The sequence below is a fragment of the Streptomyces flavusporus genome, from assembly GCF_046267975.1.
GTDB lineage: Bacteria > Actinomycetota > Actinomycetes > Streptomycetales > Streptomycetaceae > Streptomyces > Streptomyces flavusporus.
Genome location: NZ_CP176503.1, coordinates 2,694,395 through 2,720,689 on the forward strand (window position 1 = coordinate 2,694,395; position 26,295 = coordinate 2,720,689).

Genomic DNA, 26,295 nt, shown 5'->3' on the forward strand with positions numbered 1-26,295 from the left:
TCCCTTCGTCGGCCGCATCGGCGGCTGGTCCGGATCCGTGCAGCAGGGGTCTCCCCGCAGCTCCCGGCCGTCGTGCGCGGACGCATCACTCGAGGTCACGGTCGTTGACGTGCGGGTCGCACGCCTGGTCGCCGCGTCGGCCGCTTCCTCGACCATGGCGAGGCCGAGGTGGCTGACCCGTGCGGAGAAGGGGGCCTCCGCGACCCGCAGTCCCGTCAGGCCGACCTCGCCGAGCGGCGCGCTGCGCATGGGACGCAGTGTGACGGTGCCCGCCGGGGCATCGGGACGGATGCCGACGAGGGTGGTGAGCAGCAGGACAGCTGATGCCGCCGTCGTGGTTGCGGGGCGGCAGGCAGCGGGGTGGGGAAGAGGGGCGCTCCCGTTGGTTTGCGGCTCTCCGGCGTACATCTCGGGCAGCCGGTAGCCGAAGGTCTCGGCCGCCGCGAGGATGCCTCGCAGCAGCGAACTCGCCTCCTTCTCATACCCGGTGGCAGCCTGGCCCGCGACAGCGACAGCCGTCTCGTGGACCCGCACGGCGCCGCCGCGGTGGCCGAACGGGTTGTAGCCCGCTTCCCGGACGCCCAGTCCGCGCAGCCCCCAGCCCGAATCCAGTGCCGGGCTGCCGAGGAGTCGGGCCAGCTGTTCGGTCTGGACCCGGTCGAGCAGCCCGGGCGCTCGCTCTCCCCCGCCCAGCAGGCCGGGGTGTCGAGCAGGTGGACGGCGGCTGCCCCGAGGTGCGGCACGGAGCGGCCGTCCGGCGTGCGGACGGCTGCCGACCCGCCGCCCCCGAGACCGTCGAGCCAGAAGTCCTCCCGGAAGGCCGACCTCAGTGCCCAGGCCCACTCCCGCAACCCGGCGCCGCCCGGTCTGCCGCACGCGTCGAGCAGGTCGGCACCGAGCAGAGCCGAACGGTGGGCATGCGCCTGTGTCTCGGAACGCACGGGACCACCGGGCTGCGGACCACGGTATGCGCCGTCGCCCACCGTGGTCCGCAGCCAGGCGAGGCAATGTTCTGCCGTCGGCAGCAGCTCTTCCGTTTCGTTCTCCGGCAGTCCCCATCGACGGGCCTCCGCGAGCAACACGGGGAAGAGCAGCGTGGCCTCGGTGCCGGTGCAGCCCGGCGGCAAGTGCTCGCCGGCATCCCGGCGCGGCCCGGGAATCATTCCGGCCTGCCGGCCAGAGCCCCCGAGTTGCACGCGGGCGACCAAGCACAACGTGCCCGCTGCGAGCCGGGTGCCGAGTGGCAGCGTCATCCGAGCTGCGGCCAGGGCCAGGCCACAGCGCCACGGCGCCCCGGCTGCGAGGTATGGCCCTGGATCGTGGGCGTCGGCTGGGGCATGGGGGGCGGCTTCCTCTCCCCCGACGGGAAGGCGCCGGTCCAACGACGCATACCCGTACCCTCCCGCCAGTCGCTCACGCGTCCCCCTCGATACGGCTGCCACCAGAACCCACGCCCCACTTACGGGCGCCGCGACGCCGCAGCGTTGCCTTCCCGACCGCGCGCGGACGTGTACCGCCGCTCCGCCCTGTCCCCGGCCCCGTGCCACCCTTCGGCGTTGCACGAGGCTTGCCGGCACTCCCCTTGTCCTCGCATGCCGACACCCCCGACGAGCAGGGGCGCCCGCTGACACCGGAGGGAAGTGCTGGGCGCTTCTGCCGAGACGTCGGTCCCGTAGCCGTCCCGGGCGTGGGCGCGGGTTCGGATCCGTCGGCGTCGCGGCTCACCGCGGATTCGGTGTCCTGGGGCCTGTCAAGTCGCTCGGCTGCGCCACGAGCACTGCCCTCGCGTTCCGCGCGCAGGCAGCGGCGGATCGACTCCGGATCCAGTCCTTCGTTGACGGCCTGGTGCAGGAGGCGGGCGAACAGATAGCTGGGGTCCGCACCCAGCGCCATGGCGAGCGCCTCCCGGGCCTCGATGTCGTCCCCGGTCGACCACGCGACCCAGCCCGCGAGGGTGAGAGGCGCCGCGGCGTGTTCGCCATAGGGTCCGACACAGCGGCGGGCCAGCGCACGCCAGAGCCGGAGTGCGGGGGCGGCTTCGTCGCCCTCCATCCACTCGGCTGCGCGATCGCGGGTGGTGCGGTCCTGCAGGCCCAGAATCAGCGCTGCGGCTTCGTGGTGTCCGAGCAGATCGTCGTCGCGAAGGTCCGCCCTGAGCGCGCCGGAGACGGGCGGCGCCGCGACGAGACGGCTCATGACCCGTTCGGCCAGCTGCAATGTCTCGTCGGCCACACACACGCGACTGGATTCGTCCAGGATCCTGGGGACGAGGGACATGCTGGCGGTGTCCAGGGCGACCTCCTGCTCCAGGGCTGCGGCGGTTTCCCAAGGCAGGAGCCTCGCCCGCAGCTCACGGAGGGTGCCGCGCACCTGAATCCCGGCGTAGGTGGCCGCGGCGGCGAGGACGGAGGTGCCGGGCATTCCCATCGGCAGGCCTTCGACGGGGCAACATCGCTCGTTCTCGCAGCAGTACGACCAGAAGCGGCCGTCCGAAATGCACAGGGCCTCGATCACCGGTACGTCGAGGAGGCCGCACTCCACGCGCAGGTTCTGAGCCAGCGGGCGGAGCCGCTCCATGACCTGCCTGCCTGTTTCGCCCTTGCCCGGTTCCTGGCAGAGGTAGGCCACCATCTGTTCGGGGCGGGCACCTCGGCGTTCGCTTCCTGTCACCAGCCCGTGCGCCAGCTGCGAGGCCACGGGCACCCAGTCGTCCGGATTCTCCGGAATACCGAGCCGGGCCCGGCCGCCGAACCTGCCGCGTCCGTCACGGTCGTGGAGGGCGACAAGCACGATGCTGCCCTCGGGGCGGTAACCGAGCAGGTACGGCAGGGCATCGGCCAGCTCGGCCGGGGTGCGCAGCGTGACGCGATGCGTGTCGGCAGGTGCGTCGTACGCGGCGGATTCGACCTTTTCGGTGTGGTGAAGGTGCTGTGTGTGGCCGTCGGGCGCCCCATGGCTGTTGGGGCGCTGTCGTCCCTCCCGCCCGGTGGTGTCATCGTTTTCGAAGGATCCAGTGGTTTCGCCGTGGTTCGTCATGCGCCGACGATCTCGCGGATCGCAGAATTCCGCTTGCGCCTGTGGATAAGTCCAGTCAGGGACACGTCATACCGCGGCCCGCCGCACATCCACGGCAGACGCCATCGCACTCGCACGGCCCAGATGTCCCCAGCGCCCGACCGCCCACGCCCAGCCCGTTTGTCAGTGCCGTCCTGTTGTATGGGACGCATGGAGCACACGAGCAACGCGGATCTCCGCACGAACGCCGACGCGGTCCTCGCCCGCCTTGTCGGGGACGCCACAGGCGCGGCCCGGCTGCGCGAGGACCAGTGGCGGGCGATCGAGGCGCTGGTCGCCGACCGCCGCCGGGCCCTGGTCGTCCAGCGCACGGGGTGGGGTAAGTCCGCGGTCTACTTCGTGGCGACCTCACTGCTGCGGGCCCGCGGCAGCGGCCCCACCGTGATCGTCTCTCCGTTGCTGGCGCTGATGCGCAACCAGGTCGAGGCCGCGGCCCGAGCCGGAATCCACGGACGGACCATCAACTCCTCGAACACCGAGGAGTGGGACGCCATTCAGTCGGAGATCGCCGCCGGCCAGGTCGACGTCCTACTCGTCAGCCCGGAGCGGCTCAACAACCCGGAATTCCGGGATCAGGTGCTCCCCGAACTCACGGCCGCGACCGGCCTTCTCGTCGTGGACGAGGCCCACTGCATCTCCGACTGGGGCCACGATTTCCGTCCGGACTACCGCCGGCTGCGAACCATGCTCACCCATCTGCCGACCGGTGTGCCCGTACTCGCCACGACCGCCACTGCCAACGCGCGCGTGACGGCGGACGTCGCTGAGCAGCTCGGCACGGGTGGCACGTCGGACGCCCTGGTGCTGCGCGGCCCACTGGACCGGGAGAGCCTGAGCCTCAGTGTGCTGCCGCTGCCGGACGCCGCGCACCGGATGGCCTGGCTCGCAGACCACCTCGACGAGCTGCCGGGCTCGGGGATCATCTATACGCTCACCGTGGCCGCCGCCGAGGAGGTCACCGCCTTTCTGCGCCACCGTGGGCACACCGTTTCCTCGTACACCGGAAAGACGGAGAACGCCGAACGCCAGCAGGCCGAGGACGATCTGCTCGCCAACAAGGTGAAGGCGCTGGTCGCCACGTCAGCCCTCGGCATGGGCTTCGACAAACCCGACCTCGGCTTTGTCATTCACCTCGGCTCACCGTCCTCCCCCATCGCCTACTACCAGCAGGTCGGGCGCGCCGGTCGCGGCGTGGAGCACGCCGAGGTCCTCCTCCTGCCCGGGAAGGAGGACGAAGCCATCTGGGAGTACTTCGCCTCCCTTGCGTTCCCCTCCGAAGACCTGGTGCGCCGCACTCTGGACGTCCTCGCGCGCGCGGAGCGGCCCATGTCGCTGCCCGCCCTGGAACCACTCGTGGAGCTGCGCCGCTCCCGCCTGGAGACCATGCTCAAGGTCCTCGACGTGGACGGTGCGGTACGGCGAGTCAAGGGCGGCTGGGTCGCCACGGGGCAGCCGTGGACGTACGACTCGGAGCGTTACGACTGGGTCGCCCGGCAGCGCAGGGGCGAGCAGCAGGCGATGCGTGACTACGCGGCGACGACGGGATGCCGCATGGAGTTCCTGCAGCGCCAGCTCGACGACGAGGGTGCCAAACCCTGCGGGCGCTGCGACAACTGCGCGGGCGCGCGCTTCGCCGCGGACACGTCGACCGGCGCGCTGGACGCCGCGCGCGTCGACCTGGGGCGGGCGGGCGTCGAGGTGGAACCTCGCCGTATGTGGCCGACGGGACTGCCGGCGATCGGAATCGATCTCAAGGGGCGTATCCCGGCCGGTGAACAAGCCGCCTCGGGGCGGGCGCTGGGGCGGCTGTCGGACATCGGCTGGGGCAACCGGCTGCGGCCGGTCCTCGCCCCGCAGGCACCTGACGGTCCCGTGCCGGACGATGTGGCAAGGGCCGTGGTCGGCGTACTGGCCGACTGGGCAAAAGGGCCCGGGGGCTGGGCCTCGGGGGCGGCTGACGCCCCGGCTCGTCCCATCGGCGTGGTCACCGTCGCCTCCCGCACTCGCCCCGTGCTGATCCACTCTCTGGGTGCGCGCATCACGGAGGTCGGCCGACTGCCGCTGCTGGGATCGGTGGAGTACGCGGTCGACGCTTCCCCGGTCTCACGGAGCAACAGCGCCCAACGCCTCAAGGCACTCGACGGAGCGCTGACCGTACCGCCACCCCTCAGCGCAGCGCTCACCGAGAACCGCGGCTCCGTCCTCCTCGTGGACGACTTCACGGAGACGGGTTGGACCCTCGCGGTCGTGGCGCGCATGCTGCGGCGTGCCGGCGCGCAGGAGGTGCTGCCTCTGGTTCTGGGCGTGCAGAGTTGACCAGGTGTACCTGTGCCGTCCACCCAGGCGTTACTCAACACCCCACTGGGTACGGATATAAGCCACAGTCCGCGCATTAAGGGTCGGCGGCCCCAATTGCTCGTTGCCGCATCCCAGTTCGACAGGAAGAATTGAAGTCCGCTCCCCGCACGGCTCATCCGTGATCAGGTACGGCTCCGCTGCGGTGTGCGCTCCCCCGAACCAGACCCCGCCCGCAGTGTGGGCGCGTAGCCGAAGGGAGGATCGTGACCTTCGGATTCGCTCCGTCCTCCGCGGCATCCACGTCGACGTCAGCCGACCTGTCCGCCGCCTCCACCAACCCCGTGGCCCGCCTGCTGGAACCCGCGGAGTGGGCTGCCGCCGGTATTCCCCTGCTGCGCAACCCCCGTGAGGTCGTCAGTGGACTGCACGCACGGCACCACCCCAGGCCGGCAACGGCGATCGTGGCCGTGCTCGACGCCGACGAACGACTGCGGGCAAGTGCCTCGTTCACTCGGCGTCCGGCCCCCGCCGACGGCTGGATGTTCCGCAACGCGCTGCTGGCCCAACTGCGCCGGGTCATCCCGCACGATCTGCGCCGCCGCACTCCGGTGCGCACCGCCGTGCTGCTCTACTGCCGCGAGGGCGACGCGCGTTGGACGGAGGAGGACGGCGCATGGATGTGGGGCCTGCGTGACGCCTGCACGCTGCACGGGCTGCGCTGTGGTGCCTACATCACGCTCACGCGCGACGGCTGGCAGGTCCTCGGTGAGGGCCGCGGCGGACGCCGCCCCAGCGCCGACTCGGCACCCGAGCCCTTTGCCACGTCTGAGGCACCGGCCCCACCGCCACGCACCGGTGGTGCCGCCTCCGAGGTCCTGCGCCGCGCGGCGGCCCGCTGAAGTCGGCGGACATCAGGTCCGGTCACAGGCACTACGGCGCCTGACCAGACGCACCGACCGAGTACGTGCGCCGACCGGCCGGAGGCACACGCCCGCCCAGTCGTCCGCGCATGCCGAAGTCACCGCCGTGCAGCCGCCGAGCCGACGGGGCGGCTCCTGCGCGGGCCCGCCCCGGGACCTGCCGGGGCGGGCTCAGACGCCCGCGCCCAGCAGCGAGTTGATTTGCTGCGGGTCGCCGCAGACGATCAGCAGGGCGCTGGCCCGGCCGAGAGCCAGCGGCAGGGCGCCGGCGGCAGCGGCGTCGGAGCCACCGTTGACGGCGACCACGACCACGGGCCGGGACGCGGCACGACCAGCCACGGCGGCGTCGGCATAGAAGACGTCGTCGCGCGCATCGTGCTGCGCCCAGTAGGACGCCTCGCCGAAGGACAGCTCGTGGGCGGCCCACGGGTGCGGCTCACCGGTGGTGATCACCAGCACGTCACCAGGGGCACGACCCGACTCCAGGAGCAGGTCCACGGCTTCCTCTGCAGCGTCGAGCGCACCCTCGGCCGAAGCCGGGATCAGCTGGATCTGCGGGGTCGCCGAGGACCGAGCGAGGGCAGCGTGGGTTGCAGGGCCTGCAGGCCCGGGCTTGGGCGCACCCCCGTGGGGCGTACGTTGCGCCTGCTGCGCGGGCCGGAGAGGGCCGGGACGACCAGGACGCGGCGGAGCCGCGGGGCGGGGGCCGGGTACGGGACGGGGGGTCGGCGCGGTGCGGCCGTTGGCCGGCGTGGCGCGGGGACCCTGGGCACTCTCGTGAATCTGAGGCTCCTCGGGGATGAGAGGCATGAGTTGATGTCTATCAAACGTTGGTACGGCTTGCGCCGGTGGGTGGCACATACGTGCGACCGGGACCGTCAGAAATCGAAGCCGAGCTGGCCCTCGATCTCCGGAACGCTCCCGTCCGCCCAGCTGCGGGCCTTCTTGAGGTGCCGCCACTGGGGCAGCGCATCAAGATACGCCCACGACAACCGGTGGTACGGGGTGGGGCCCCGCTCCGCCAGTGCGGCCTTGTGCACGGGCGACGGATACCCGGCGTTGTCCGCAAAACCGAAGTCTGCATGGTCGATACCCAGTTCGGCCATCATTTTGTCGCGCTGAACCTTGGCGATCACCGAAGCCGCAGCGACGGCCACGCACGACTGATCACCCTTGATCACCGTACGGACCTTCCACGGGGCTCCGAGATAGTCATGCTTCCCGTCAAGGATCACCGCGTCGGGCCGAACCGGCAGCCCCTCCAGGGCACGCACCGCCGCGAGCCGCAGCGCCGCCGTCATGCCCACGCCGTCGATCTCCTCCGGAGAGGCGTGCCCCAGGGCGTACGAGGTCACCCAGTTCCGCAGTTCCTCGGCGAGTTCGGTCCGTCGTTTGACCGTGAGCAGTTTGGAATCGGTGAGACCCCCGGGAGGGCGGCGCAGTCCGGTGACCGCCGCGCAGACCGTGACAGGACCGGCCCAAGCGCCGCGCCCCACCTCGTCGACACCGGCAATGATCTTCGCTCCGGTCGTGGCGCGAAGGGAGCGCTCGACGGTGTGAGTAGGCGGTTCGTACGGCATGGCGCCCTTAGATTACGCCGCCCGCAACTGCCTACGACACCCCGGTCACCCGGAGCCGGGCTGACAGCCGAACAACCCGGTGTCAGACACCCGTCTGCCGGAGCAGCGGAACCATCAACTGCTCAACCATCTCCTCGATGTCCCGGTCGCTCCATTCGCTCGCGCATACCTTTGACCGATACATCATCATCGCCGGGATGGCGTCGTAGACGTATCCGTTCGCAGCGTCGGATCGGACCTCACCCCGCTCGATTCCACGGTTGATCACCTCGCGGAGCAGACTGATCATTGGCTCCACGACACCCTCGACGATCACGTCATGGAAGCGTTCAGCTTGCAGGGTGTCGCATTCGTGAATCACAGAGCGCAAGGCCGAGCCGGGCCGCGAATACATGGCGTCGCGCGCTTGGCGGCACAGGGCCACCAGATCCTGGCGCACACTTCCCAGGTCGGGGGCAGCATCAATGCGCGGCAGTCCGGCCTGAAGTGCGTCCGCGACGAGGTCCTCCTTGGACGGCCAGCGGCGGTAGACCGCAGCCTTGCCGGTATGGGCTCCGGCGGCCACGCCCTCCATCGTGAGGCCGTTCCAGCCGACCGTACTGAGCTGCTCCAGCGCGGCCTTGAGGATCGCGCGTTCGAGTACGGCACCGCGCCGACGGGGAGTGGCCGCCTGAGCAGGGGCGGCCGTCCAGCGCGAAGTAACCATCCGAGTGTCTCCAACGAACAGGGAAGCGGGGATTCGAAGCGGGATTGGGGATAGGGGGACGTGCCACGCAGCAGCGGCGGGGACGGCGCGACGCGATGGCAACTTAAGTGAACGCTTGCGTTCACTACTGGGGAGTCACTACCGTTGGCGGCGATAGTGAACGCTTGCGTTCACTAAGCTATTTGTGGGGGACCATAGTGACGACCTCTCCATTGATCCAAGACCGGAAACCGGGTACTGCCCGTCGGCAGGGCCATCCCGGCATCGCGCTCACCGTCATCGCGGCCTGCCAGCTCATGGTGGTCCTCGACGCGACGATTGTGAATATCGCGCTTCCGCACATTCAAACCGCACTCGAGTTCAGCACCACCGACCTCACCTGGGTGGTCAGCGCGTACACGCTGACCTTCGGCGGTCTGCTGCTGCTCGGCGCCCGGGCGGGTGACATCCTCGGTCGGCGCCGGGTTTTCATGGCTGGCATCCTGCTGTTCACCTTCGCCTCGCTGCTGGGCGGAATCGCCCAAGAACCCTGGCAATTGCTGGCCGCGCGTGCTCTGCAGGGCGTGGGTGGCGCGATCGCGTCGCCGACGTCGCTGGCCCTGATCACCACCACGTTCGCCGAGGGGCCGGAGCGGAATCGCGCCTTCGGTGTCTTCGCCGCCGTGTCCGCGGGCGGTGGCGCCATCGGTCTGCTCGCCGGCGGGATGCTCACGGAGTGGCTCGACTGGCGCTGGGTGCTCTTCGTCAACGTACCGATCGGTGTACTGATCGCCGTACTCACACCGCTCTACATAAGCGAGTCCGAACGACACCCCGGGCGCTTCGACATCGCGGGCGCGCTGACCTCGACCATAGGCATGGCGTCCTTGGTGTACGGCTTCATCCGCGCGGCGGAGGAGGGCTGGCGGGACAATGTGGCCCTCGCGTCCTTCGGTGCGGCGTTGGTCTTGCTGGTCGCCTTCGTGTTCATCGAGATGCGGGCGAACGAGCCGATCACCCCGCTGAAGATGTTCGCCGACCGCAACCGCTCCGGGACATACGTGATCATGCTGAGCCTGGCAGCGGCCATGTTCGGCATGTTCTTCTACATCGTTCTGTTCGTGCAGAACGTGCTGGGGTTCAGCCCGATCCAGGCAGGCCTGGCCTTTCTTCCCATCACAGTCGCGATCGTGGTCGGAGCGGGTCTCTCGCAGCGCTTCCTCCCCGTGCTCGGCCCCAAGCCGTTCATGCTCGTCGGCTCGGCCGCCGTAGTGGTAGGGCTCGCCTGGCAGACGTTCATCAGCCCCAACAGCTCGTATGCAGGCGGAGTCCTGGGCCCGATGCTGGTGTTCGGCTTCGGCATGGGCCTGAACTTCGTCACGGCGACGGTGACTGCGGTCTCCGGTGTCGCCCAGCACGAGGCGGGCGCCGCGTCCGGCTTGCTCAATGCCACGCAACAGGTGGGCGGTTCGCTGGGCCTGTCCATCCTCACCACTGTGTTCGGCGCGGCCAGCAAGGACGAGGCGGAGAAGCAGATTCCGCACTTCCTCGCCGACGGCTCGGCCGCGCAGAAGGCAGAGTTCGCGCAGACGCACCAGCTGCCCGCGCCCTGGGGGCATGAGGTGCTCGCACAGGGTATTTCGACGGCGTTCATCCCGGCCGTTGCCATGGCCGTCCTCGCCACCGTCACCGCGTGGTGGGTGATCCGGGTACGCAAGAGCGACCTGGATGCGCTCGCCGGTACTGCCGGCCCTATGGGCGGCTGACGGAAGACGAGTGCGGGCCGGTCTGGGCGGCTGGTCGACGGGCGCCACGGGGGTGCGTCCGCGGCCGACCGGCCGGCCCGCGACAGGCCGCGCACGACTGATACCTGTCCGGCGGACCGACGGCGGGAGCGGCGGTCCGGACCTCCGTACACCGCCCCACCAACCGGGAGTCGCAGCGGCAGCGTCCGACGGAACCAGCAAATGGACGCTCCGCGCGGTGGCCGCAACACCGAGCAGGAGAAACAGCACCGGCAACACCTCCATGACCACCCCTACAGCGCTCGTGTGTACCGATGTGCAGTCTGCGCACAGCAGATGCCACTACAACGAGCCCGCGGTCACAGAGAGTTCCCGGAATGCACAGAGAGTTTCGAAGGGCTGAGCCAACTCGGTGGCGAGCCGCGTCGGTGACAGGGGGACACAGCCCGCGCTATGCCGACACCGACATCCAGTCCGGCAGAGCCTCCGTCCGCCCCACCCATTCCGCCGGCGGCGTCCCCGCCTTCCCCGAGGCGATCACGCCGCCGACAATGGCGCAGGTGGTGTCCACGTCCCCGCCGACCTGCACCGTCGTCCAGAATGCCGCCTCGTAGTCGCCGAGGGTGCGTGCCGCCGACCACAGGGCGAAGGGCACCGTGTCATGAGCCGTCGTACGCCGTCCGCAGCCCAGCACGGCCGCGACCGTGGCAGCGTCGCCGTAGTCGAGCATGTCCCGGGCGCGACGCAGACCTGCGCCGACCGCGCTCTTCGGCACGAGCGCGATGACGTCGTCCAGGAGCGACTCGGCACTGGGCGGCCCGCCGGGAGCGGCGACCAGGGCGGCGGCCGCTGCGACCGCCATGGCGCCGACCACGGCCTCACGGTGCTGGTGTGTGGTGTACGCGGAGATCTCGGCCTGGTGCGTGGCCTGCTCCGGGTCGTCCGCGTACCAGGCGCCCAGTGGGGCGATCCGCATCGCGGCGCCGTTGCCCCAGGATCCCTGCCCGTTGAACAGCGCGGCGGCGAGCTCCCGCCAGTCACCACCTTCCCGGACGAGCCTGAGAAGCCGGTTGACTGCGGGTCCGTACCCCCGGTCGAAGTCGTGGTGCTCCGCGAAGGAGCGGGCCAGTGCGTCCTGGTCGATGCGCCGGTGGGCGGCGAGCACGGCGACCACGGAACAGGCCATCTCCGTGTCGTCCGTCCACGGCCAGGGTCCGGGTGGCAGCTCTCGGCGCTTGAGCAGCGGGTAGTTCACCGGCACGAAGAACTGGGAGCCCAGCGCGTCCCCCACCGAAAGTCCGCGCAAGCTGCCCAGGGCGCGGTCCAGGCGCCCGTCGGGAGAGGAGTCAGTCATCGCCCTGCCACTCTATCCGTTGATCCCGTACGGTTCCGGATCTCGCCAGCGTTCGAACGGCCGGTCAAGCACGTACTTGCCGTCGTCCCCCAGAACGAGCATCCGCATCTCCCCGTTCCCGGGATTCGACAGCGACTCGAACTCCGCGACCGTCCAGTGGAACCAGCGCATGCAGAACAGCCGCATGGCCAGACCGTGCGTCACGAGCAGCACGTTCGGTGGATGGTCGGGGGCCTCGAAACTGCGGTACAGGCTCTCCAGGAAGCCGCCGACCCGGTCGTACACGTCTGCGCCGCTCTCACCCTGTGCGAAGCGGTAGAAGAAGTGCCCGTACGCATCGCGGTAGGCCTTCTGCTGCCGTACGTCGTCGCAGTCCTGCCAGTTTCCCCAGTCCTGCTCGCGCAGCCGGGGCTCCTCCCGCACGCGTATGAGGTCCGGGTCGAGGTGGAAGGCACGGAGTGTCTCGTGTGTCCGGCGGTACGGGGAGACGTACACGCTGACGCGTTCGCGCCCGAACAGCTCGCGAAGCCGCTTACCCGTCTCCTCGGCCTGCCGCCAGCCCCGCTCGGTCAGGGCCAGCGCGTGGTCGGGCTCACGCTCGTACACGGAGTCATCGACATTGCCCGTTGACTCGCCGTGCCGGACAAGGACGATGCGCCGTGGTCGTGCCATGCCAAAACACTAGATCGGGTGACGGCATGTCGAGCACTCGGACGGGCACCATACGGCGTAGGTCACACAGTTCCCGCACCATGCGCCACACAGGGCGCACGATTGGCGCGTCCAGAAATCAAACCGTCCAAGCCGGTTCCAGCTCCACGATGTCGCCCGTGAGCGCGGCGACGTCCGCTTCCGTCTGGGCCCGCAGAGCGAGGCGTTCCACGCGCTCGGTGCGGTACTTGCCGTGCTCGGCGGCCGACCGCCACATCGACAGAACCATGAACTCGTGCCCCGGCGCCTCGGCGAACAGTCCACGAATCATCCCGGGCGAGCCGGCCATCGCGGGGTTCCAGACCTTCTCCTGCATCAGCGTGAAGTTCTCGACGCGCTCCTTGCGGACACGGCAGAGGGCCACCCGGACCAGGTCGGCGTCCGTGAAGCGCGGTTCGAAGCCGGTCTTCACATCGAAGCGGTAGTCGAACAACCTGACCTGGGCGTCCTTGAACGTTCCCGACTGAGCCGCCGCAAGCCGGTCGTGGGAGCGGGCCATGAACGAGTCGTAGAAGGCACGGCTTTCCCAGAACGCGAAGATGTGGGCCACCGCAGGACGCCCCCGGCTCCAGCCCCCGCCCTGTCCCCGAAATCCCGGCTCCCCCAGAAGCCCCGCCCACTTTCGCTGCCCCCGCTCGAACCCGCGGCGGTCCACCACGGTGCAGCGAATCCACTTGACCAGCACCGCGCCATCGTAAGGCCACGGAGCGTGGCGCCGGTCACCCTCGCGCGGACAGGAACCGCGCACGCTTCTCCGCGCGCGTGGCAGGATGGACAACCGGCTTTGGCCGCCCCGCAGTTCGGGCTGCGGGCACTCGGGGAAGGGGGACGACTGATGAACGGCATCAGCAAGGGAATCCACAAGGTCGAGATCGCGCTGAAGTGGGACCCCAGTCCAGTGGGGCAGCCACCCACCGACATGGACATAGTCGCCGCCACCTACCTGGCGAGCGACCCGTACGGCGATCCCGCCTATGTGGTGCACTTCGACAGCCGCTCCCCGGACGGCACCATCTACCTCAACCGGGACAGCAAGGACGGCAAGGGCTTCGGCTGGGACGAGATCCTGACCGCGGAGCTCGACCGGCTCGATGCCCGCTACGCGCGCGTGGTGGTCGGCGTCATCATCCAGCAGCGTCCGGCACGCCGGACCTTCGTCAGCGTGATCAACCCGGCCCTGCGGATCCGCGAGGGCTACACCGACCTGGCCGTGGACGACTTCGGAGAGGTCCTCGGTTCCACGGCGGCCAAGGTCGCCGAGTTCGTGCGCGACGACACGCGCGTGTGGGATTTCCACGCCGGAGTCCATGGCTTCGAGGACGATCCGGCCACCTTCACGAGGACGATGGGCGCGCCCCTCAAGCCCTGACGTCTCTTCAGCCGGCCGCACGAAGACGAGGGGCGCCCGCCAAGTCCGGCGGACGCCCCTCACCCTTGACCACCCCCCGGGCGTCCTTCATAGCTGGTGCCAGGCGTACGGGTATGCAGCGCCTGGTCGCCTCGACGCAGTGAAGGGGACCAACCAGTGGTTGATCCCCTTCACCAGACTCACCAGGCGCTGATCAACGACGTACAGGCGCTACGTCGAGTGCTGCAACCCACGCGATTCCGCTCAGACTTCAGCTGCAGCCGCTGGTCGAGCCGCATCCCTCACAGATGTAGCAGGAGCCGGCCCGCTGCATCTTCGTACCGCAGGAGAAGCACAGCGGGGCGTCGGCCTGAATGCCCAGCTGCATCTCCACCAGCTCGGCGCTGGTGTGGGCCTGCTTCGGAGCCGGCTTGGCCGCCTCGATGTCGGCCTTCGGCGTGGCGACGGCCTTGAGCTCCTGGGCGCGCGGCGCCGACTGGGCCAGACCCTCGACGTCGACGTCCTCCTCCAGCGGCTCGTACGAACCGGTCTCCAGGTGACGCTGGCGCTCCTCGGCGGAGTGGATGCCGAGCGCGGAACGCGTCTCGAAGGGCAGGAAGTCGAGCGCCAGGCGGCGGAAGATGTAGTCGACGATCGACTGGGCCATCCGCACGTCCGGGTCGTCCGTCATACCGGCCGGCTCGAAGCGCATGTTCGTGAACTTCGAGACGTACGTCTCCAGCGGCACGCCGTACTGCAGGCCCACCGAGACGGCGATGGAGAAAGCATCCATCATGCCCGCGAGGGTCGATCCCTGCTTGGACATCTTCAGGAAGACCTCGCCGAGACCGTCGTCCGGGTAGGAGTTGGCGGTCATGTAGCCCTCGGCGCCGCCGACGGTGAACGACGTGGTGATGCCAGGACGTCCCTTCGGGAGGCGCTTGCGGACCGGGCGGTACTCGACGACCTTCTCGACCGTCTCACGGATCGTGGCCTCGGCCTTCTCCGTGATCTCGGCCTTCTCCTTCTCCTTGGTCTTGGCGGAGAGCGGCTGGCCGACCTTGCAGTTGTCGCGGTAGATCGCCAGGGCCTTGATGCCCATCTTCCAGGCCTCGAAGTAGATCTCCTCGACCTCCTCGACGGTCGCCGTCTCCGGCATGTTGACCGTCTTGGACAGGGCGCCGGAGATCCACGGCTGGATCGCGGCCATCATGCGGACGTGGCCCATCGGGGAGATGGCCCGCTCGCCCATGGCGCAGTCGAACACCTCGTAGTGCTCGTGCTTGAGACCCGGGGCGTCGATCACGTTGCCGTGCTCGGCGATGTGGGCGACGATCGCCTCGATCTGCTCCTCCTGGTAGCCCAGGCGGCGCAGGGCCTGCGGGACGGTGCCGTTGACGATCTGCATCGAGCCGCCGCCGACCAGCTTCTTGAACTTGACCAGGGCGAGGTCAGGCTCGAGGCCGGTGGTGTCGCAGGACATCGCCAGGCCGATGGTGCCGGTCGGGGCGATGACGGACGCCTGGGAGTTACGGAAACCGTTCTTCTCGCCGAGGCGCAGCACGTCCTGCCAGGCCTCCGTGGCGGCGGCCCAGACCGGCGTGTCCAGGTCGTCCATGCGGACGGCCTCGGCGTTGGCGTCGGCGTGCTGCTTCATGACGCGGTTGTGGGCGGACGCGTTGCGGGCGTAGCCGTCGTACGGGCCGACGACCGCGGCGAGTTCGGCGGAGCGGCGGTAGGCCGTACCGGTCATGAGGGACGTGACGGCACCGGCCAGGGCGCGGCCGCCGTCGGAGTCGTACGCGTGGCCGGTCGCCATCAACATGGCGCCGAGGTTGGCGTAGCCGATGCCGAGCTGACGGAACGCGCGCGTGTTCTCGCCGATCTTCTGGGTCGGGAAGTCCGCGAAGCAGATGGAGATGTCCATCGCCGTGATGACGAGCTCGACAACCTTGGCGAAGCGCTCGACCTCGAAGGACTGGTTGCCCTTGCCGTCGTCCTTGAGGAACTTCATCAGGTTCAGCGAGGCGAGGTTGCAGGACGTGTTGTCCAGGTGCATGTACTCGCTGCAGGGGTTCGAGCCGTTGATACGGCCGGACTCCGGGCAGGTGTGCCAGTGGTTGATGGTGTCGTCGTACTGGATGCCCGGGTCGGCACAGGCCCAGGCGGCTTCGGCCATCTTGCGGAACAGGGACTTGGCGTCGACTTCCTCGATGACCTCGCCGGTCATCCGCGCGCGGAGGCCGAACTTGCCGCCCTGCTCGACCGCCTTCATGAACTCGTCGTTCACTCGGACCGAGTTGTTGGCGTTCTGGTACTGGACGGACGTGATGTCGTCGCCACCGAGGTCCATGTCGAAGCCCGCGTCGCGCAGGGCGCGGATCTTCTCCTCTTCCTTGACCTTGGTCTCGATGAAGTCCTCGATGTCGGGGTGGTCGACGTCGAGAATGACCATCTTGGCGGCGCGGCGAGTGGCGCCACCGGACTTGATCGTTCCTGCAGAGGCGTCGGCACCGCGCATGAAGGAGACCGGGCCGGAGGCGTTGCCGCCAGAGGAGAGCAGTTCCTTGGAGGAACGGATGCGGGAGAGGTTCAGGCCGGCACCGGAGCCGCCCTTGAAGATCATGCCCTCTTCCTTGTACCAGTCGAGGATCGACTCCATGGAGTCGTCGACGGACAGGATGAAGCAGGCCGAGACCTGCTGCGGCTGGGGCGTGCCGACGTTGAACCACACGGGGCTGTTGAAGCTGAAGATCTGGTGCAGGAGGGCGTACGCCAGCTCGTGCTCGAAGATCTCGGCGTCGGCGGGCGAGGCGAAGTACTTGTAGTCCTCGCCGGCCTTCCGGTACGTCTTCACGATGCGGTCGATCAGCTGCTTGAGGCTGGTCTCGCGCTGCGGGGTGCCGACGGCACCACGGAAGTACTTGCTGGTGACGATGTTGACCGCGTTCACCGACCAGAAGTCGGGGAACTCGACGCCACGCTGCTCGAAGTTGACCGAGCCGTCGCGCCAGTTGGTCATGACGACGTCACGGCGCTCCCAGGCCACCTCGTCGTACGGGTGTACGCCGGGGGTGGTGTGGATGCGCTCGATACGCAGCCCCTTGGTCGCCTTGGCGCCCTTGGCGCGGGAACTCCGTGCCGGACCGCTCGCCGTCTCTGTCATGCCGCCTCCCTGTACGGGCTAAAACGCCCTGAAGTGCCCGGATGTTCCCGTGGCACGGTGTTCTGTCTTGTGTTGCGGGTCCTCGCGCTGCCGCCCGCAACAGGCCTTCATCGCCGCCGACCGGCCGGATCCGGAGCCACGTCCGGGACCGGCCCCGTCGATCAGTCGGCGGCGACTGCGGGCTCGGGGACCTGAGCAGTCCCCCCGGACCCGCGGTCGTCTTCCTGGCTCCCCTGGCCGCCGTCTTCGTCGTCCGCGGCGGGGTGTTCCGGCTTTTCCCTGAGTTCCGCGATCGCCGCCTCGAAGTCCTCCAGCGACTCGAACGCCCGGTAGACGGACGCGAATCGCAGGTAGGCGACGAGGTCGAGCTCCTGTAGTGGGCCGAGTATGGCCAGCCCCACGTCATGGGTGGTCAGCTCGGCACTCCCGGTGGCGCGCACCGCCTCCTCGACCCGCTGGCCGAGCTGGGCGAGTGCGTCCTCGGTGACAGGCCGTCCCTGGCATGCCTTGCGCACGCCATTGATGACCTTGGTACGGCTGAAAGGCTCGGTGACTCCGGACCGCTTGACCACCATGAGCGAGCACGTCTCCACGGTCGTGAAACGACGGGAGCAGTCAGGGCACTGGCGGCGCCGACGGATCGACGTGCCGTCGTCGGTCGTACGACTGTCGACAACACGGCTGTCGGGGTGCCTGCAGAAGGGGCAGTGCATGAACTCCAACCCTCCTCACAGCAGACTCAATAGCCTCAGCAGGCCCTTGGGCCCCTCGAAGCGACCACAAGCATAGGCGATCAACAGAGGCTCGAAGACCGGGGGGACCACAACTTCTGGGCCGCTACTGCTATCCAACCACTAGATGTGGGGATTGGCTCTTACATCGACCCTGTCACGCGTGTCGGGCGCGGAATCATCACGCGCCACGCGCGCGTGCGCCACGCCGGACACGGAGCCGGGCAGACGTACCGCGGCAGCCCGTGGGGAGATACGGTGGGCGCCACAGGGAGAAGCCGTGGGACTCCCGCACAGACGGGGGCCGCTACCCGGTTGACGGGGCGCTGGATGGCAGACTGGACCACACCCCACGAGGGCACCACCCGGCGGTGAAGAGTACAGCAATGGGCGCTTTTGTCCGCAGGGCACCGCGTTAGCCATACACCCAGGCATGCGATCGCGTCCGGCGATTCGCATTTTTTCACTCGAACGTGTGTTTGGCGCAACCTTTCGAAAGCAACTACCGTTGTGCTGCAGGGAGACCATCGAGAGGGGCCGACGTGACCACCACCGCAGACAGTGCCACCATCACTGCCCAGGACCGCTCCCAGGGCCGACTCGAGCCGGTGCATGCGATGAACGAAGCCGCGAATCCCGAGGGGCCCAAGCGGTCCCTGCCGGGCCGACCTCCAGGCATCCGGGCGGACAGCTCGGGGCTCACCGACCGGCAGCGCCGGGTGATCGAGGTCATCAGGGACTCCGTGCAGCGGCGCGGCTACCCGCCGTCCATGCGGGAGATCGGCCAGGCGGTCGGCCTGTCCAGCACGTCCTCCGTCGCACACCAACTGATGGCCCTGGAGCGCAAGGGCTTCCTGCGCCGCGACCCGCACCGCCCGCGCGCGTACGAGGTCCGCGGCTCCGACCAGGCCGCCTCCGTGCAGCCCACCGACACCGCGGGCAAGCCCGCCGCGTCATACGTCCCGCTGGTCGGCCGCATCGCCGCCGGTGGGCCGATTCTCGCCGAGGAGTCGGTCGAGGATGTCTTTCCCCTTCCTCGGCAGCTGGTCGGCGACGGCGAGCTGTTCGTTCTGAAGGTTGTCGGTGACTCCATGATCGAGGCCGCGATCTGCGACGGCGACTGGGTCACGGTGCGCCGCCAGCCGGTCGCCGAGAACGGTGACATCGTGGCCGCGATGCTCGACGGCGAGGCCACCGTCAAGCGCTTCAAGCGCGAGGACGGCCACGTCTGGCTCCTCCCGCACAACTCCGCGTACGAGCCGATCCCCGGCGACGACGCGACCATTCTGGGCAAGGTGGTCGCGGTGCTGCGGCGGGTGTGACGCCGACCAAGGGCGGCCATGTGACGACCGCCCTCCCCTGACCGGGCCCCGGGACCCCTGCGCCGGTTCCGGGGTCCTGTGCTGTGCGGACCCAGTCGCCGGATGGACTTGGATGGCGGGTCGGATGGACTTGGATGGCGGGTTGGTCGGCCTCCTCGCGCGAGGAGGCCGACCAACCCGCCATCGCTCGTCACGTCACTTCCGCCTGCTTCGCCGCCGCGTCGATCGCGGCCAGCGACTTCCGGACCTGGTTACGGTCCGTCGTGTACCAGAAGTCGGGCAGTGACGCCTTCAGATAGCTCCCGTAGCGGGCCGTGGCCAGACGCTGGTCGAGCACGGCGACCACACCACGGTCTCCCGACGCTCGTACGAGGCGACCGGCGCCCTGGGCCATGAGCAGCGCCGCGTGCGTGGCCGCCACTGCCATGAAGCCGTTGCCGCCTGCGTCCTCCACCGCCTTCTGGCGGGCACTCATCAGCGGGTCGTCCGGCCGCGGGAACGGGATCTTGTCCATGACGACCAGCTGACAGCTGGGGCCGGGGACGTCCACGCCCTGCCAGAGCGACAGCGTGCCGAAGAGACACGTCTTCGCATCGGCCGCAAAGTTCTTGATCAGCTCGCCCAGGGTCTCCTCGCCCTGAAGGAGGATCGGGAACTCGGGGATGCGGGAACGCAGCTCCTCGGCGGCCAGCTGAGCCGCCCTCATCGACGAGAACAGACCGAGGGTGCGCCCGCCGGCCGCCTGGACGAGCTCCGTCAGCTCATCGAGCATGTCCGCCCGGTCACCGTCTCGCACAGGGCGGGACAGGTGCTTGGCGACGTACAAGATGCCCTGCTTGGGATAGTCGAAGGGCGAACCGACGTCGACCCCCTTCCATTGCGGGAGGTCTTCGCCCTCGGTGCCCTCGGGGGCGAGTCCCAGGGAGGCGCCGACACCGTTGAAGTCGCCGCCCAGCTTCAGGGTCGCCGAGGTGAGGACGACGGAGCGGTCCGTGAAGAGCTTCTCGCGCAGCAGGCCCGAGACGGACATGGGGGCGACGCGCAGAGAGGCGCCGAAGCGGTCGTGGCGCTCGTACCAGACGACGTCCCACTCCGAGCCGTGCGTGATGCGCTCCGCCACGTCGTGCACCGTCTCCACCGAAGCCAGCGCCTGCTTGCGGACGGCGTCCTCGTCCTGCACGGACTTGTCGCGGGTCGCGCCGATGGCGGAAATGACCGTACGACAGGCGTCGCGCAGCGCCGTCAGCGCGTATCCGAGGTCCTCCGGGATCTCTTCCAGGCGCCCGGGCAGGGCAAGCTCCATCAACCGCTCGAAGCCTTCGGCGGCGGTCTGCAACTGGTCGGCGGCCTTCTCGTTGACGAGCTTCGCGGCGCGCCGCACCGCGCGGTTGACCTGGCCCGGGGTGAGCTCACCCGTGGCGGCGCCGGTGACCCGCGAGACCAGCTCGTGCGCCTCGTCCACGATCAGCACCTCGTGCTGCGGAAGGACCGGGGCGCCCTCGATGGCGTCGATGGCGAGCAGAGCGTGGTTGGTGACGACGACATCGGAGAGCTTGGCGCGCTCGCGGGCCATCTCGGCGAAGCACTCGGCGCCGTATGCGCACTTCGAGGCGCCCAGACACTCCCGCGACGAGACAGACACCTGAGCCCAGGCGCGGTCGGAGACACCAGGTGTGAGGTCGTCACGGTCACCGGTCTCGGTCTCGTCAGACCAGTCGCGCAGCCTCAGCAGATCCTGACCCAGCTTGCTGGTGGGCGCTGCCGCCTCGAACTGGTCGAAGAGGCCCTCCTCCTCGTCCTGCGGGACGCCCTCGTGAAGGCGGTGCAGGCAGAGGTAGTTCGACCTGCCCTTCAGCATCGCGAACTCCGGGCGGAGGCGCAGCAGCGGGTGCAGCGCCTCCACCGTGCGCGGCAGGTCCCGCTGTACCAGTTGGCGCTGCAGCGCGATGGTTGCGGTCGCCACCACCACCCGCTCCCCATGCGCGAGCGCGGGCACCAGATAGCCCAGCGACTTGCCGGTACCGGTGCCGGCCTGGATCAGCAGATGCGAACCGTCGTCGATCGCCTCCGCGACGGCTTCGGCCATGGTCACCTGGCCGGGGCGCTCCGTCCCGCCGACGGCTGTGACGGCGGCATGCAGGAGTTCGGGGAGTGAGGGCTTCGTCATAGCTCGTCCACCCTACGGCCCGGGACTGACAAACGGGTGATCGCTGCGGGGGTGACTGGTGGGGTCAATGCGTCGGGTTTCCGGGCTGGGATCGGTTCGGATTGGTTGGATGCGGCCGGGTTCGGTTGGGATTCGGTTGGGTGCGACATCCGGGACCGGCCGGTTGGACCCGAGGTCGCTTTGGGATCGGTGTGCGGGCCTCGGTTGGGAGACACGGGGACTTCCATCTGGGCTCGAACAAGTTCGGACCGAGTGGGAACCGAATCGCGGCGGACGGTGTACCAAAAGTGATGGCGGCATCGCACAGCGCTACAGCAGATCACGCAGGGACCGGTCTCGAACCATGAGAGCGGCCCGTTTGGCAGGCAGGTCCATCTCGGCGGCGAACCGGAAACCGGCGCTGAGGAAGGCAGCCACGGAGGGGGTGTTGCGAATGTCGGGTTCCGCAACGACACGTGCACAGGCGGGCCGTTTGACGAGAACGAGGTCGGCGACTGCTCTGAGCAGCATGCGGCCGATGCCTTGCCCACGGTCGGCGACATCGCCGATCAGGAGGTGGATACCGGTGTCATGAGGCCGGGCGGGGTAGTAACGGGCGAGCGAGTCGAGGTCGGCCCGGTAGATCTCCCAGTAGCTCATCGGCGTGCCGTCCAGCACGCCGAGGCATGGGACGCTGCGTCCGTCGCCGGCCAACTGGGAACACAGGTGATCCTCGGTCACGTTCGGGGGCCCGGCCAGCTCCCAGAACGCGGCTACGGCGGGGTCGTTCATCCAGCGGCCGACGAGCGGCAGATCCCGTTCGACCCGCACGGGGACGAGTTGGAAAACACCCGCGGGTGTGTCCGTGGGTCCCCAATCGTCCACGTGGTCGAGCAGATCGTCGCGGAGAGCAGTGGTGACTGCTGTGTGCCGTGCCATCCCTCGGGCCTCGCCCCTGTCTGCGTCGGTCCTTTCCATGGCGAGGAGCGAGATGAGCTCTGCAGGGAGGCTGAGGTCCAAAGTGTCCTCGCCATCCGCGTCCGCAGGCTTGCCGGTGCTTGCGCCGGCGCCGGGGTCCCGGTCGGTGACAGGTGCGGCACCAGCGTCGGCGCTCGCGTCGGTCGGAGGCACGAGAGGCTCCTCTCAGGAGGCGGGGGCGTCTTCCTCGTGGATGAAGGGAGTGGCAGTGATCAGAACTGACCGGGTTCGGGCAGTGGTCGGGCAAGGGCGCGTCGGTGGTCAGGCATGAGTGGTCAGGAACGCAAGGGGTTGGCGATGGTGACGTAGACGGACTGGTTGTCCACCGGGCCAACGAGTTCGTCGAGGCCGTGCAGCCGGGTCAGTAGGTTGGCCTTGCAGCGCAGGACGGATGAGTCGAGAAGCCGGGCGGGAAGCGAGGAGCGCAGCCGGTCGGGGCCGGAAGCAGCGCTTTCGAGGAAGCGCCGGAAGGCGGCAAGAAGCAGGGTTTCGTCAGCGAGTCGCTGTGATCCGAACGCACCGATGAGGCCGAGCACGTTGTTGATCGCCAGGTAGTACGCGAAGCGCTCGTCTGTGGTCTCGTCCGACACGAAGGTGCCGCTGCGCTCTCCGATGCCCGGCAGCCGGGCCTCCAGCTCCGCACGCCAGGACTCACGGAAGTAGTAGCCCTGGTTGTCGCGGTAACGGCCGCCCGCCGGCCACCCGTCGCCGTCCAGCACGAGCAGCATGTTCTGCTGGTGGGCTTCGAGGGCGATCCCCGCCTCGCCGTCCATCCACAGCACGGGACGGGCGACCTGTTCTAGGTAACGCAGGAACCACTCGGCCGCTACCGCTCCACGCGACCGGCTGGTCCGGGCTGCGATCCGCATGACGAGGTCGGCCAGTCGGGACCGCATCGGCGGCGTGGCGCACTGCGGATGGCCGGCGCAGCCTGGCTGGGCGTGCGGCCGAGGTGCGACGAGTCCAGCGACGCAGGAGACGTCGTCCGACGGGGTGACCGGGTTGTGCCGGATCATCACGTCGAGCCCGTGCACGGGACTGCCGTCCGGTGCGTCGACGGCGAGCCAGGCCGGGTCACGGACGATGTCGAAGCACGGATGTGCGGCCCGCCACTGCTGGGACAGGCCGCTGCGCAGCAGGCGGTGGACCTCGACACCCCGGTGGAGTTCCTTGCGGAGGTTCTCGCGGCGGGAGTTGGTGATGCGTAGTCCCACGGACAGCTTGAGCATGGCTGGGGCGTGTGACTGGTAGACGGTTCGGACAGAGGAGGTGGCGTGCCAAGGGGAACCGTGCGTCCCCAGGTCCCGGAGCAGCCCCGCGTCGAGCAGGGCCGCGATGTCGTGGCGGTGCCGGATCTCGCGCATCTGCCAGGGATGCAGCGGCAGGGCGGCATAGCCGTCGGGCAGTGGCAGGTCGGCTCCGGCAAGGCGGGTCGTGAGCTGGGGAGCGGAAACCAGACGGCCGCGCTCGGTCCAGGCCGAGTCGCCAGCGAGTACGGACGGAGCGGCAGCGATCCAGTGCAGGGGGAAGGAGCCGCGCAACTCGGGTGAGTACAGCCGTGCTTCGGCTTCGGTGAGGCCTTCGCGGCTCTTCGGGGTCGGGTGCAGGGGATGTCCGAGCAGGAGTGCCTGTTCGGCTGCCAGGAAGAGGTCGGGCCTGTCGGCGGGGTCCTGTCTGCGATCGCTGATGAAGGTGACGACGCGGCGGACGGAGTCGGCGACGCGTGCGACGAGATCGGTGCCCTCGGTGGGTGTGGGGGCGGAAACGGGGGTGGGAAGTGCGGAGATGGTTGTGGGGATGGAAGCGGGTGGTGCGGCGGGCGTGCCGGTCCCCGTCCCCGGGGATGTGCGCTTCGGGGGCTGGCCCCTGATCGACTCCCGGGCCAGCAGGGCTGCGACGGTGACCGCGTCGAGAGGCGGGGCCGATTGGTGTGCGTCAGCGAGATACGGCAGGCCGAAGCGGTGCCAGCCCGTCGGTGACCAGTAGTGCACCGGGACGAGCAGAACGGTGCTGCTGGCAGGCAAGGGGATACGGAGGGTGTCGTGGTCGGGAGCTGCGAGGCCGGTTTCGCGCACCCAGCAGCGCAGCAGGTTCTCCACCGACGCCGCCTGGGCCGCGGTGTCAGCGTCGGGGTGGTCCAGAAGGTCGGTGGTGTGGTCGTGCTGCTGCTGGGTTTCCTGAGCACCGCCGTGCTGCCCAGGGAGACTTGGGCTCGTCGGCACAGCCGGGGTCTGCGTCCCGCGCCGCGCGGGGGTGCGGAGGCGGCCGTCAGGTGTGGGTGCGGTGGTCACGTCGGTTCCTCGCGAGGTCGTTCTGGGTCGTGTGGGAGGAGCAGGCGGTGCTGGGGCGCGGGCGTGCGTGGGTACTCAGGTGCATCGGCGTCGTGCCCAGCTGCATCGGCGCTCCCGTTACCGAATCTGCTCGGCGTGATCGGGGTGGCTGTGGAGCGGGCGGTGCGCGTGGGGCGTCGGGTCGCCCAGGTGTTGACGGGTGCTACCGCGGGACGCCGCCGTGAGGGCGTCGGACAGGCGATCGAGTACGGCGGACGCCTGCTCGTCGCTGATGGTCAAAGGAGGGAGCAGCCGTACGACGCTCATCCGACGGCCGCCGAGGCCGACGATGAGGCCCCGGCGGAGGCACTCCCGCTGGACAGCGGCGGCCAGTTCGGGGGCGGCTTGGCGTGGGTCGTGGGTGGGGCCCAAGCTTGTGGAAGCCGCCGCATCGGAGGCCGCCGAGGTCACCAGTTCGAGGCCGATCATCAGACCCCGGCCGCGTACCTCGCGGATACAGGGGAACTCGCGGGCAAATCCGCGGAGTTGGGACAGCATGCGGGAGCCGAGTGTGGCTGCTCGTTCGACGAGCCGGTGCCCGCGGACGTGGGCGAGGGTTGCCATGCCTGCGGCCATCGCCAGCTGGTTGCCGCGGAACGGGCCGGTGTGAGCACCGGGTTGGCGGCCCGCAAGGTCGTCGCGGTAGACCACCACGGCCAGCGGCAGGCTGCCGCCGATGGCCTCGGACAGGATCATCACGTCGGGCGTCACCCCGCTGTGCTCCACAGCCCAGAAGGCACCGGTCCTTCCGACCCCGGTCTGGACCTCGTCGACGATCAGCGGGATGGACCGGGCTGTGGTGATCTCTCGCACCGCTCGCATCCAGGCGTCCGGCGCGGGGATCAACCCGTCCTCGTCCTGGACGGGTTCGAGGAGCATTCCGGCGGGGCTGGGCGCCCCCGCCGAGGGGTCGTCGAGGAGGGCCCGGATACATCGGGCGGCATGTTCGGTGCCGTGTGGACCGCTGACGTCGAACGGAAGGCGGTGGTCCTGCGGAAAGGGCGGGAACGCACCTCGTATGGCTCGGGCGTCGCCGGGGTTCTCGGCGGTCTCGCCGGAGTAGCGGACGCCGGGAGTCAGTGCTTGCCGGCCACTGGTGAGAGCGAGGATGTCAGTCCGCCCGGTCGCGGCCCGTACCAGTGCGCACGCGGCTTCCACCGCGTCCGTGGCGGCCGGTCCGCAGATCTGAACGCGCGCGCGTTCGGCGAGCCCGGGCGGCAGGGTGCGCACCAGCTCCGTGACGAAGGCGTCCTCGACGGGGGTCTCGAGATCGGGGACGTTCAGCGGTGCACCCGAGTCGAGGACCTTGCGGATCGCCTCGAGTACGACCGGATGGTTGTGTCCCAGGGGAAGAGTTCCGGCGCCCGAGAGGCAGTCCAGGTAGCGGCGCCCGTCCGCGCCCTCGATGGTCAGCCCGCGCGCCCGCACCGGCACGATCGGCAGGGCACGGGGATAGGTCCGCGCTGCCGACTCGCACGCCGGCTGGCGGCACAGGGTTCCCTCGGTCACGGCCATGGCTCCCTGTCCTCCCGCGGTAGGGCGACGAGTTGGTCTCGCGTTCTCCTCATCCGGTCCTCGAACGCCCCCCTTCGCTTTCCTGAGCCCGCTCCCGCCTCGCCCAGCGGGGACGGCCCCCGGCGCCCGTCGAACAGCGACCGGCCCGACCAGTCCCACGCCCGACAGCACACCGGCCCTGTCCGTCCCACCCAGAACCGGGACGCACCCTCGGGGACCAGGCGGCATCGCCCCGAGACCGACCTTGCATCCCAGGCGCACCGGACCAACCCCGCTCCCCTTCCCACCGCTACCAACCGCGGCCCAGCCACCGGGTTACGGGTTGCTTCAAGATCCTTCACCTGCGCAGGCCACAGCTCAGGCGGCTCGGCCGGCGAAGGCCGCTCCCGGG

Annotated in this window: 18 protein-coding genes and 1 pseudogene; 5 read left to right on the top strand and 14 right to left on the bottom strand. The window is 69.4% G+C overall.

From position 1 onward, the window contains the following. Window positions 1–135 precede the first annotated feature (135 nt). Both ACKTSN_RS12870 and ACKTSN_RS12875 read right to left on the bottom strand, forming a co-directional pair. Window positions 136–1,307 (bottom strand): annotated as a pseudogene (locus ACKTSN_RS12870) (amylo-alpha-1,6-glucosidase); the annotation flags it as partial. A gap of 106 nt (window positions 1,308–1,413) precedes the next feature. Then, window positions 1,414–3,036 carry a DUF4192 domain-containing protein gene (locus ACKTSN_RS12875; RefSeq protein WP_409469250.1) on the bottom strand — a complete coding sequence of 541 codons (1,623 nt, stop codon included), beginning with the start codon at window positions 3,034–3,036 and terminating at the stop codon, window positions 1,414–1,416. A gap of 189 nt (window positions 3,037–3,225) precedes the next feature. Between ACKTSN_RS12875 and ACKTSN_RS12880 the strand changes: the two genes are divergently transcribed. Both ACKTSN_RS12880 and ACKTSN_RS12885 read left to right on the top strand, forming a co-directional pair. Continuing rightward, a complete protein-coding gene (locus ACKTSN_RS12880; protein ID WP_409469251.1) occupies window positions 3,226–5,391 on the top strand; it encodes a RecQ family ATP-dependent DNA helicase in 2,166 nt (721 codons plus the stop codon). A 245-nt stretch (window positions 5,392–5,636) separates the two neighbouring features. Further along, window positions 5,637–6,272 (top strand): hypothetical protein, encoded by a 636-nt coding sequence (locus ACKTSN_RS12885; protein ID WP_409469252.1) that lies wholly within the window; start codon window positions 5,637–5,639, stop codon window positions 6,270–6,272. Window positions 6,273–6,464: 192 nt separating this feature from the next. Here the strand turns inward: ACKTSN_RS12885 and ACKTSN_RS12890 are convergent, their stop codons facing one another. The 3 genes from ACKTSN_RS12890 to ACKTSN_RS12900 all read right to left on the bottom strand — a co-directional run bounded on the left by ACKTSN_RS12890 (window position 6,465) and on the right by ACKTSN_RS12900 (window position 8,579). Then, the gene (locus ACKTSN_RS12890; protein WP_409469253.1) at window positions 6,465–7,103 is read right to left on the bottom strand and encodes a hypothetical protein; all 639 of its coding nucleotides are present in this window, start codon (window positions 7,101–7,103) and stop codon (window positions 6,465–6,467) included. A gap of 68 nt (window positions 7,104–7,171) precedes the next feature. After that, window positions 7,172–7,873 carry a ribonuclease HII gene (locus tag ACKTSN_RS12895; RefSeq protein ID WP_409469254.1) on the bottom strand — a complete coding sequence of 234 codons (702 nt, stop codon included), beginning with the start codon at window positions 7,871–7,873 and terminating at the stop codon, window positions 7,172–7,174. Window positions 7,874–7,955: 82 nt separating this feature from the next. Further along, on the bottom strand, window positions 7,956–8,579 hold the full coding sequence (locus tag ACKTSN_RS12900) for a TetR/AcrR family transcriptional regulator (RefSeq protein WP_409469255.1): 624 nt from the start codon (window positions 8,577–8,579) through the stop codon (window positions 7,956–7,958). Window positions 8,580–8,776: 197 nt separating this feature from the next. Between ACKTSN_RS12900 and ACKTSN_RS12905 the strand changes: the two genes are divergently transcribed. Beyond that, window positions 8,777–10,324, top strand: coding sequence for an MFS transporter (locus ACKTSN_RS12905; RefSeq protein WP_409474816.1), 1,548 nt, complete (start codon window positions 8,777–8,779; stop codon window positions 10,322–10,324). A 430-nt stretch (window positions 10,325–10,754) separates the two neighbouring features. Here ACKTSN_RS12905 and ACKTSN_RS12910 read toward each other — a convergent pair whose 3' ends face one another. From ACKTSN_RS12910 to ACKTSN_RS12920, 3 genes are all read right to left on the bottom strand, one after another. Further along, the gene (locus ACKTSN_RS12910) at window positions 10,755–11,657 is read right to left on the bottom strand and encodes an ADP-ribosylglycohydrolase family protein (RefSeq protein ID WP_409469256.1); all 903 of its coding nucleotides are present in this window, start codon (window positions 11,655–11,657) and stop codon (window positions 10,755–10,757) included. Between the two features lie 12 nt (window positions 11,658–11,669). Further along, a complete protein-coding gene (locus ACKTSN_RS12915; protein ID WP_224735657.1) occupies window positions 11,670–12,329 on the bottom strand; it encodes a histidine phosphatase family protein in 660 nt (219 codons plus the stop codon). A gap of 118 nt (window positions 12,330–12,447) precedes the next feature. Then, window positions 12,448–13,053 carry a YdbC family protein gene (locus ACKTSN_RS12920; protein WP_409469257.1) on the bottom strand — a complete coding sequence of 202 codons (606 nt, stop codon included), beginning with the start codon at window positions 13,051–13,053 and terminating at the stop codon, window positions 12,448–12,450. A 150-nt stretch (window positions 13,054–13,203) separates the two neighbouring features. Here ACKTSN_RS12920 and ACKTSN_RS12925 point away from each other — a divergent pair, with 150 nt between their 5' ends. Beyond that, window positions 13,204–13,737 (top strand): TerD family protein, encoded by a 534-nt coding sequence (locus ACKTSN_RS12925; protein ID WP_409469258.1) that lies wholly within the window; start codon window positions 13,204–13,206, stop codon window positions 13,735–13,737. 250 nt (window positions 13,738–13,987) lie between these two features. On the opposite strand, the gene ACKTSN_RS12930 is transcribed toward ACKTSN_RS12925, so the two are convergent. Both ACKTSN_RS12930 and nrdR read right to left on the bottom strand, forming a co-directional pair. Next, window positions 13,988–16,882, bottom strand: a complete 2,895-nt coding sequence (locus ACKTSN_RS12930) for a vitamin B12-dependent ribonucleotide reductase (protein ID WP_409469259.1) — start codon at window positions 16,880–16,882, stop codon at window positions 13,988–13,990. Between the two features lie 161 nt (window positions 16,883–17,043). Beyond that, a complete protein-coding gene (nrdR, locus tag ACKTSN_RS12935; RefSeq protein ID WP_409469260.1) occupies window positions 17,044–17,595 on the bottom strand; it encodes a transcriptional regulator NrdR in 552 nt (183 codons plus the stop codon). 560 nt (window positions 17,596–18,155) lie between these two features. On the opposite strand from nrdR, the gene lexA reads away from it, so the two are divergent. Beyond that, window positions 18,156–18,935 carry a transcriptional repressor LexA gene (gene lexA / locus ACKTSN_RS12940; RefSeq protein WP_409469261.1) on the top strand — a complete coding sequence of 260 codons (780 nt, stop codon included), beginning with the start codon at window positions 18,156–18,158 and terminating at the stop codon, window positions 18,933–18,935. Window positions 18,936–19,125: 190 nt separating this feature from the next. Here lexA and ACKTSN_RS12945 read toward each other — a convergent pair whose 3' ends face one another. From ACKTSN_RS12945 to ACKTSN_RS12960, 4 genes are all read right to left on the bottom strand, one after another. After that, window positions 19,126–21,102 carry an ATP-dependent DNA helicase gene (locus ACKTSN_RS12945; RefSeq protein ID WP_409469262.1) on the bottom strand — a complete coding sequence of 659 codons (1,977 nt, stop codon included), beginning with the start codon at window positions 21,100–21,102 and terminating at the stop codon, window positions 19,126–19,128. Window positions 21,103–21,411: 309 nt separating this feature from the next. Then, the gene (locus ACKTSN_RS12950; protein WP_409469263.1) at window positions 21,412–22,212 is read right to left on the bottom strand and encodes a GNAT family N-acetyltransferase; all 801 of its coding nucleotides are present in this window, start codon (window positions 22,210–22,212) and stop codon (window positions 21,412–21,414) included. 122 nt (window positions 22,213–22,334) lie between these two features. Then, a complete protein-coding gene (locus ACKTSN_RS12955) occupies window positions 22,335–24,200 on the bottom strand; it encodes an IucA/IucC family protein (RefSeq protein ID WP_409474817.1) in 1,866 nt (621 codons plus the stop codon). A gap of 267 nt (window positions 24,201–24,467) precedes the next feature. After that, a complete protein-coding gene (locus tag ACKTSN_RS12960) occupies window positions 24,468–25,904 on the bottom strand; it encodes an aminotransferase class III-fold pyridoxal phosphate-dependent enzyme (protein ID WP_409469264.1) in 1,437 nt (478 codons plus the stop codon). Between the last annotated feature and the right edge of the window lie 391 nt (window positions 25,905–26,295).

Bases quoted from the DNA above. Each gene is read 5' to 3' on its own strand.
- ACKTSN_RS12900 (WP_409469255.1), bottom strand. From the start codon at position 8,579: ATGGTTACTTCGCGCTGGACGGCCGCCCCTGCTCAGGCGGCCACTCCC.
- ACKTSN_RS12930 (WP_409469259.1), bottom strand. From the start codon at position 16,882: ATGACAGAGACGGCGAGCGGTCCGGCACGGAGTTCCCGCGCCAAGGGC.
- ACKTSN_RS12925 (WP_409469258.1), top strand. From the start codon at position 13,204: ATGAACGGCATCAGCAAGGGAATCCACAAGGTCGAGATCGCGCTGAAG.
- ACKTSN_RS12890 (WP_409469253.1), bottom strand. From the start codon at position 7,103: ATGCCTCTCATCCCCGAGGAGCCTCAGATTCACGAGAGTGCCCAGGGT.
- ACKTSN_RS12895 (WP_409469254.1), bottom strand. From the start codon at position 7,873: ATGCCGTACGAACCGCCTACTCACACCGTCGAGCGCTCCCTTCGCGCC.
- ACKTSN_RS12880 (WP_409469251.1), top strand. From the start codon at position 3,226: ATGGAGCACACGAGCAACGCGGATCTCCGCACGAACGCCGACGCGGTC.
- ACKTSN_RS12910 (WP_409469256.1), bottom strand. From the start codon at position 11,657: ATGACTGACTCCTCTCCCGACGGGCGCCTGGACCGCGCCCTGGGCAGC.
- ACKTSN_RS12875 (WP_409469250.1), bottom strand. From the start codon at position 3,036: ATGACGAACCACGGCGAAACCACTGGATCCTTCGAAAACGATGACACC.
- ACKTSN_RS12960 (WP_409469264.1), bottom strand. From the start codon at position 25,904: ATGGCCGTGACCGAGGGAACCCTGTGCCGCCAGCCGGCGTGCGAGTCG.
- ACKTSN_RS12945 (WP_409469262.1), bottom strand. From the start codon at position 21,102: ATGACGAAGCCCTCACTCCCCGAACTCCTGCATGCCGCCGTCACAGCC.
- ACKTSN_RS12915 (WP_224735657.1), bottom strand. From the start codon at position 12,329: ATGGCACGACCACGGCGCATCGTCCTTGTCCGGCACGGCGAGTCAACG.
- nrdR (WP_409469260.1), bottom strand. From the start codon at position 17,595: ATGCACTGCCCCTTCTGCAGGCACCCCGACAGCCGTGTTGTCGACAGT.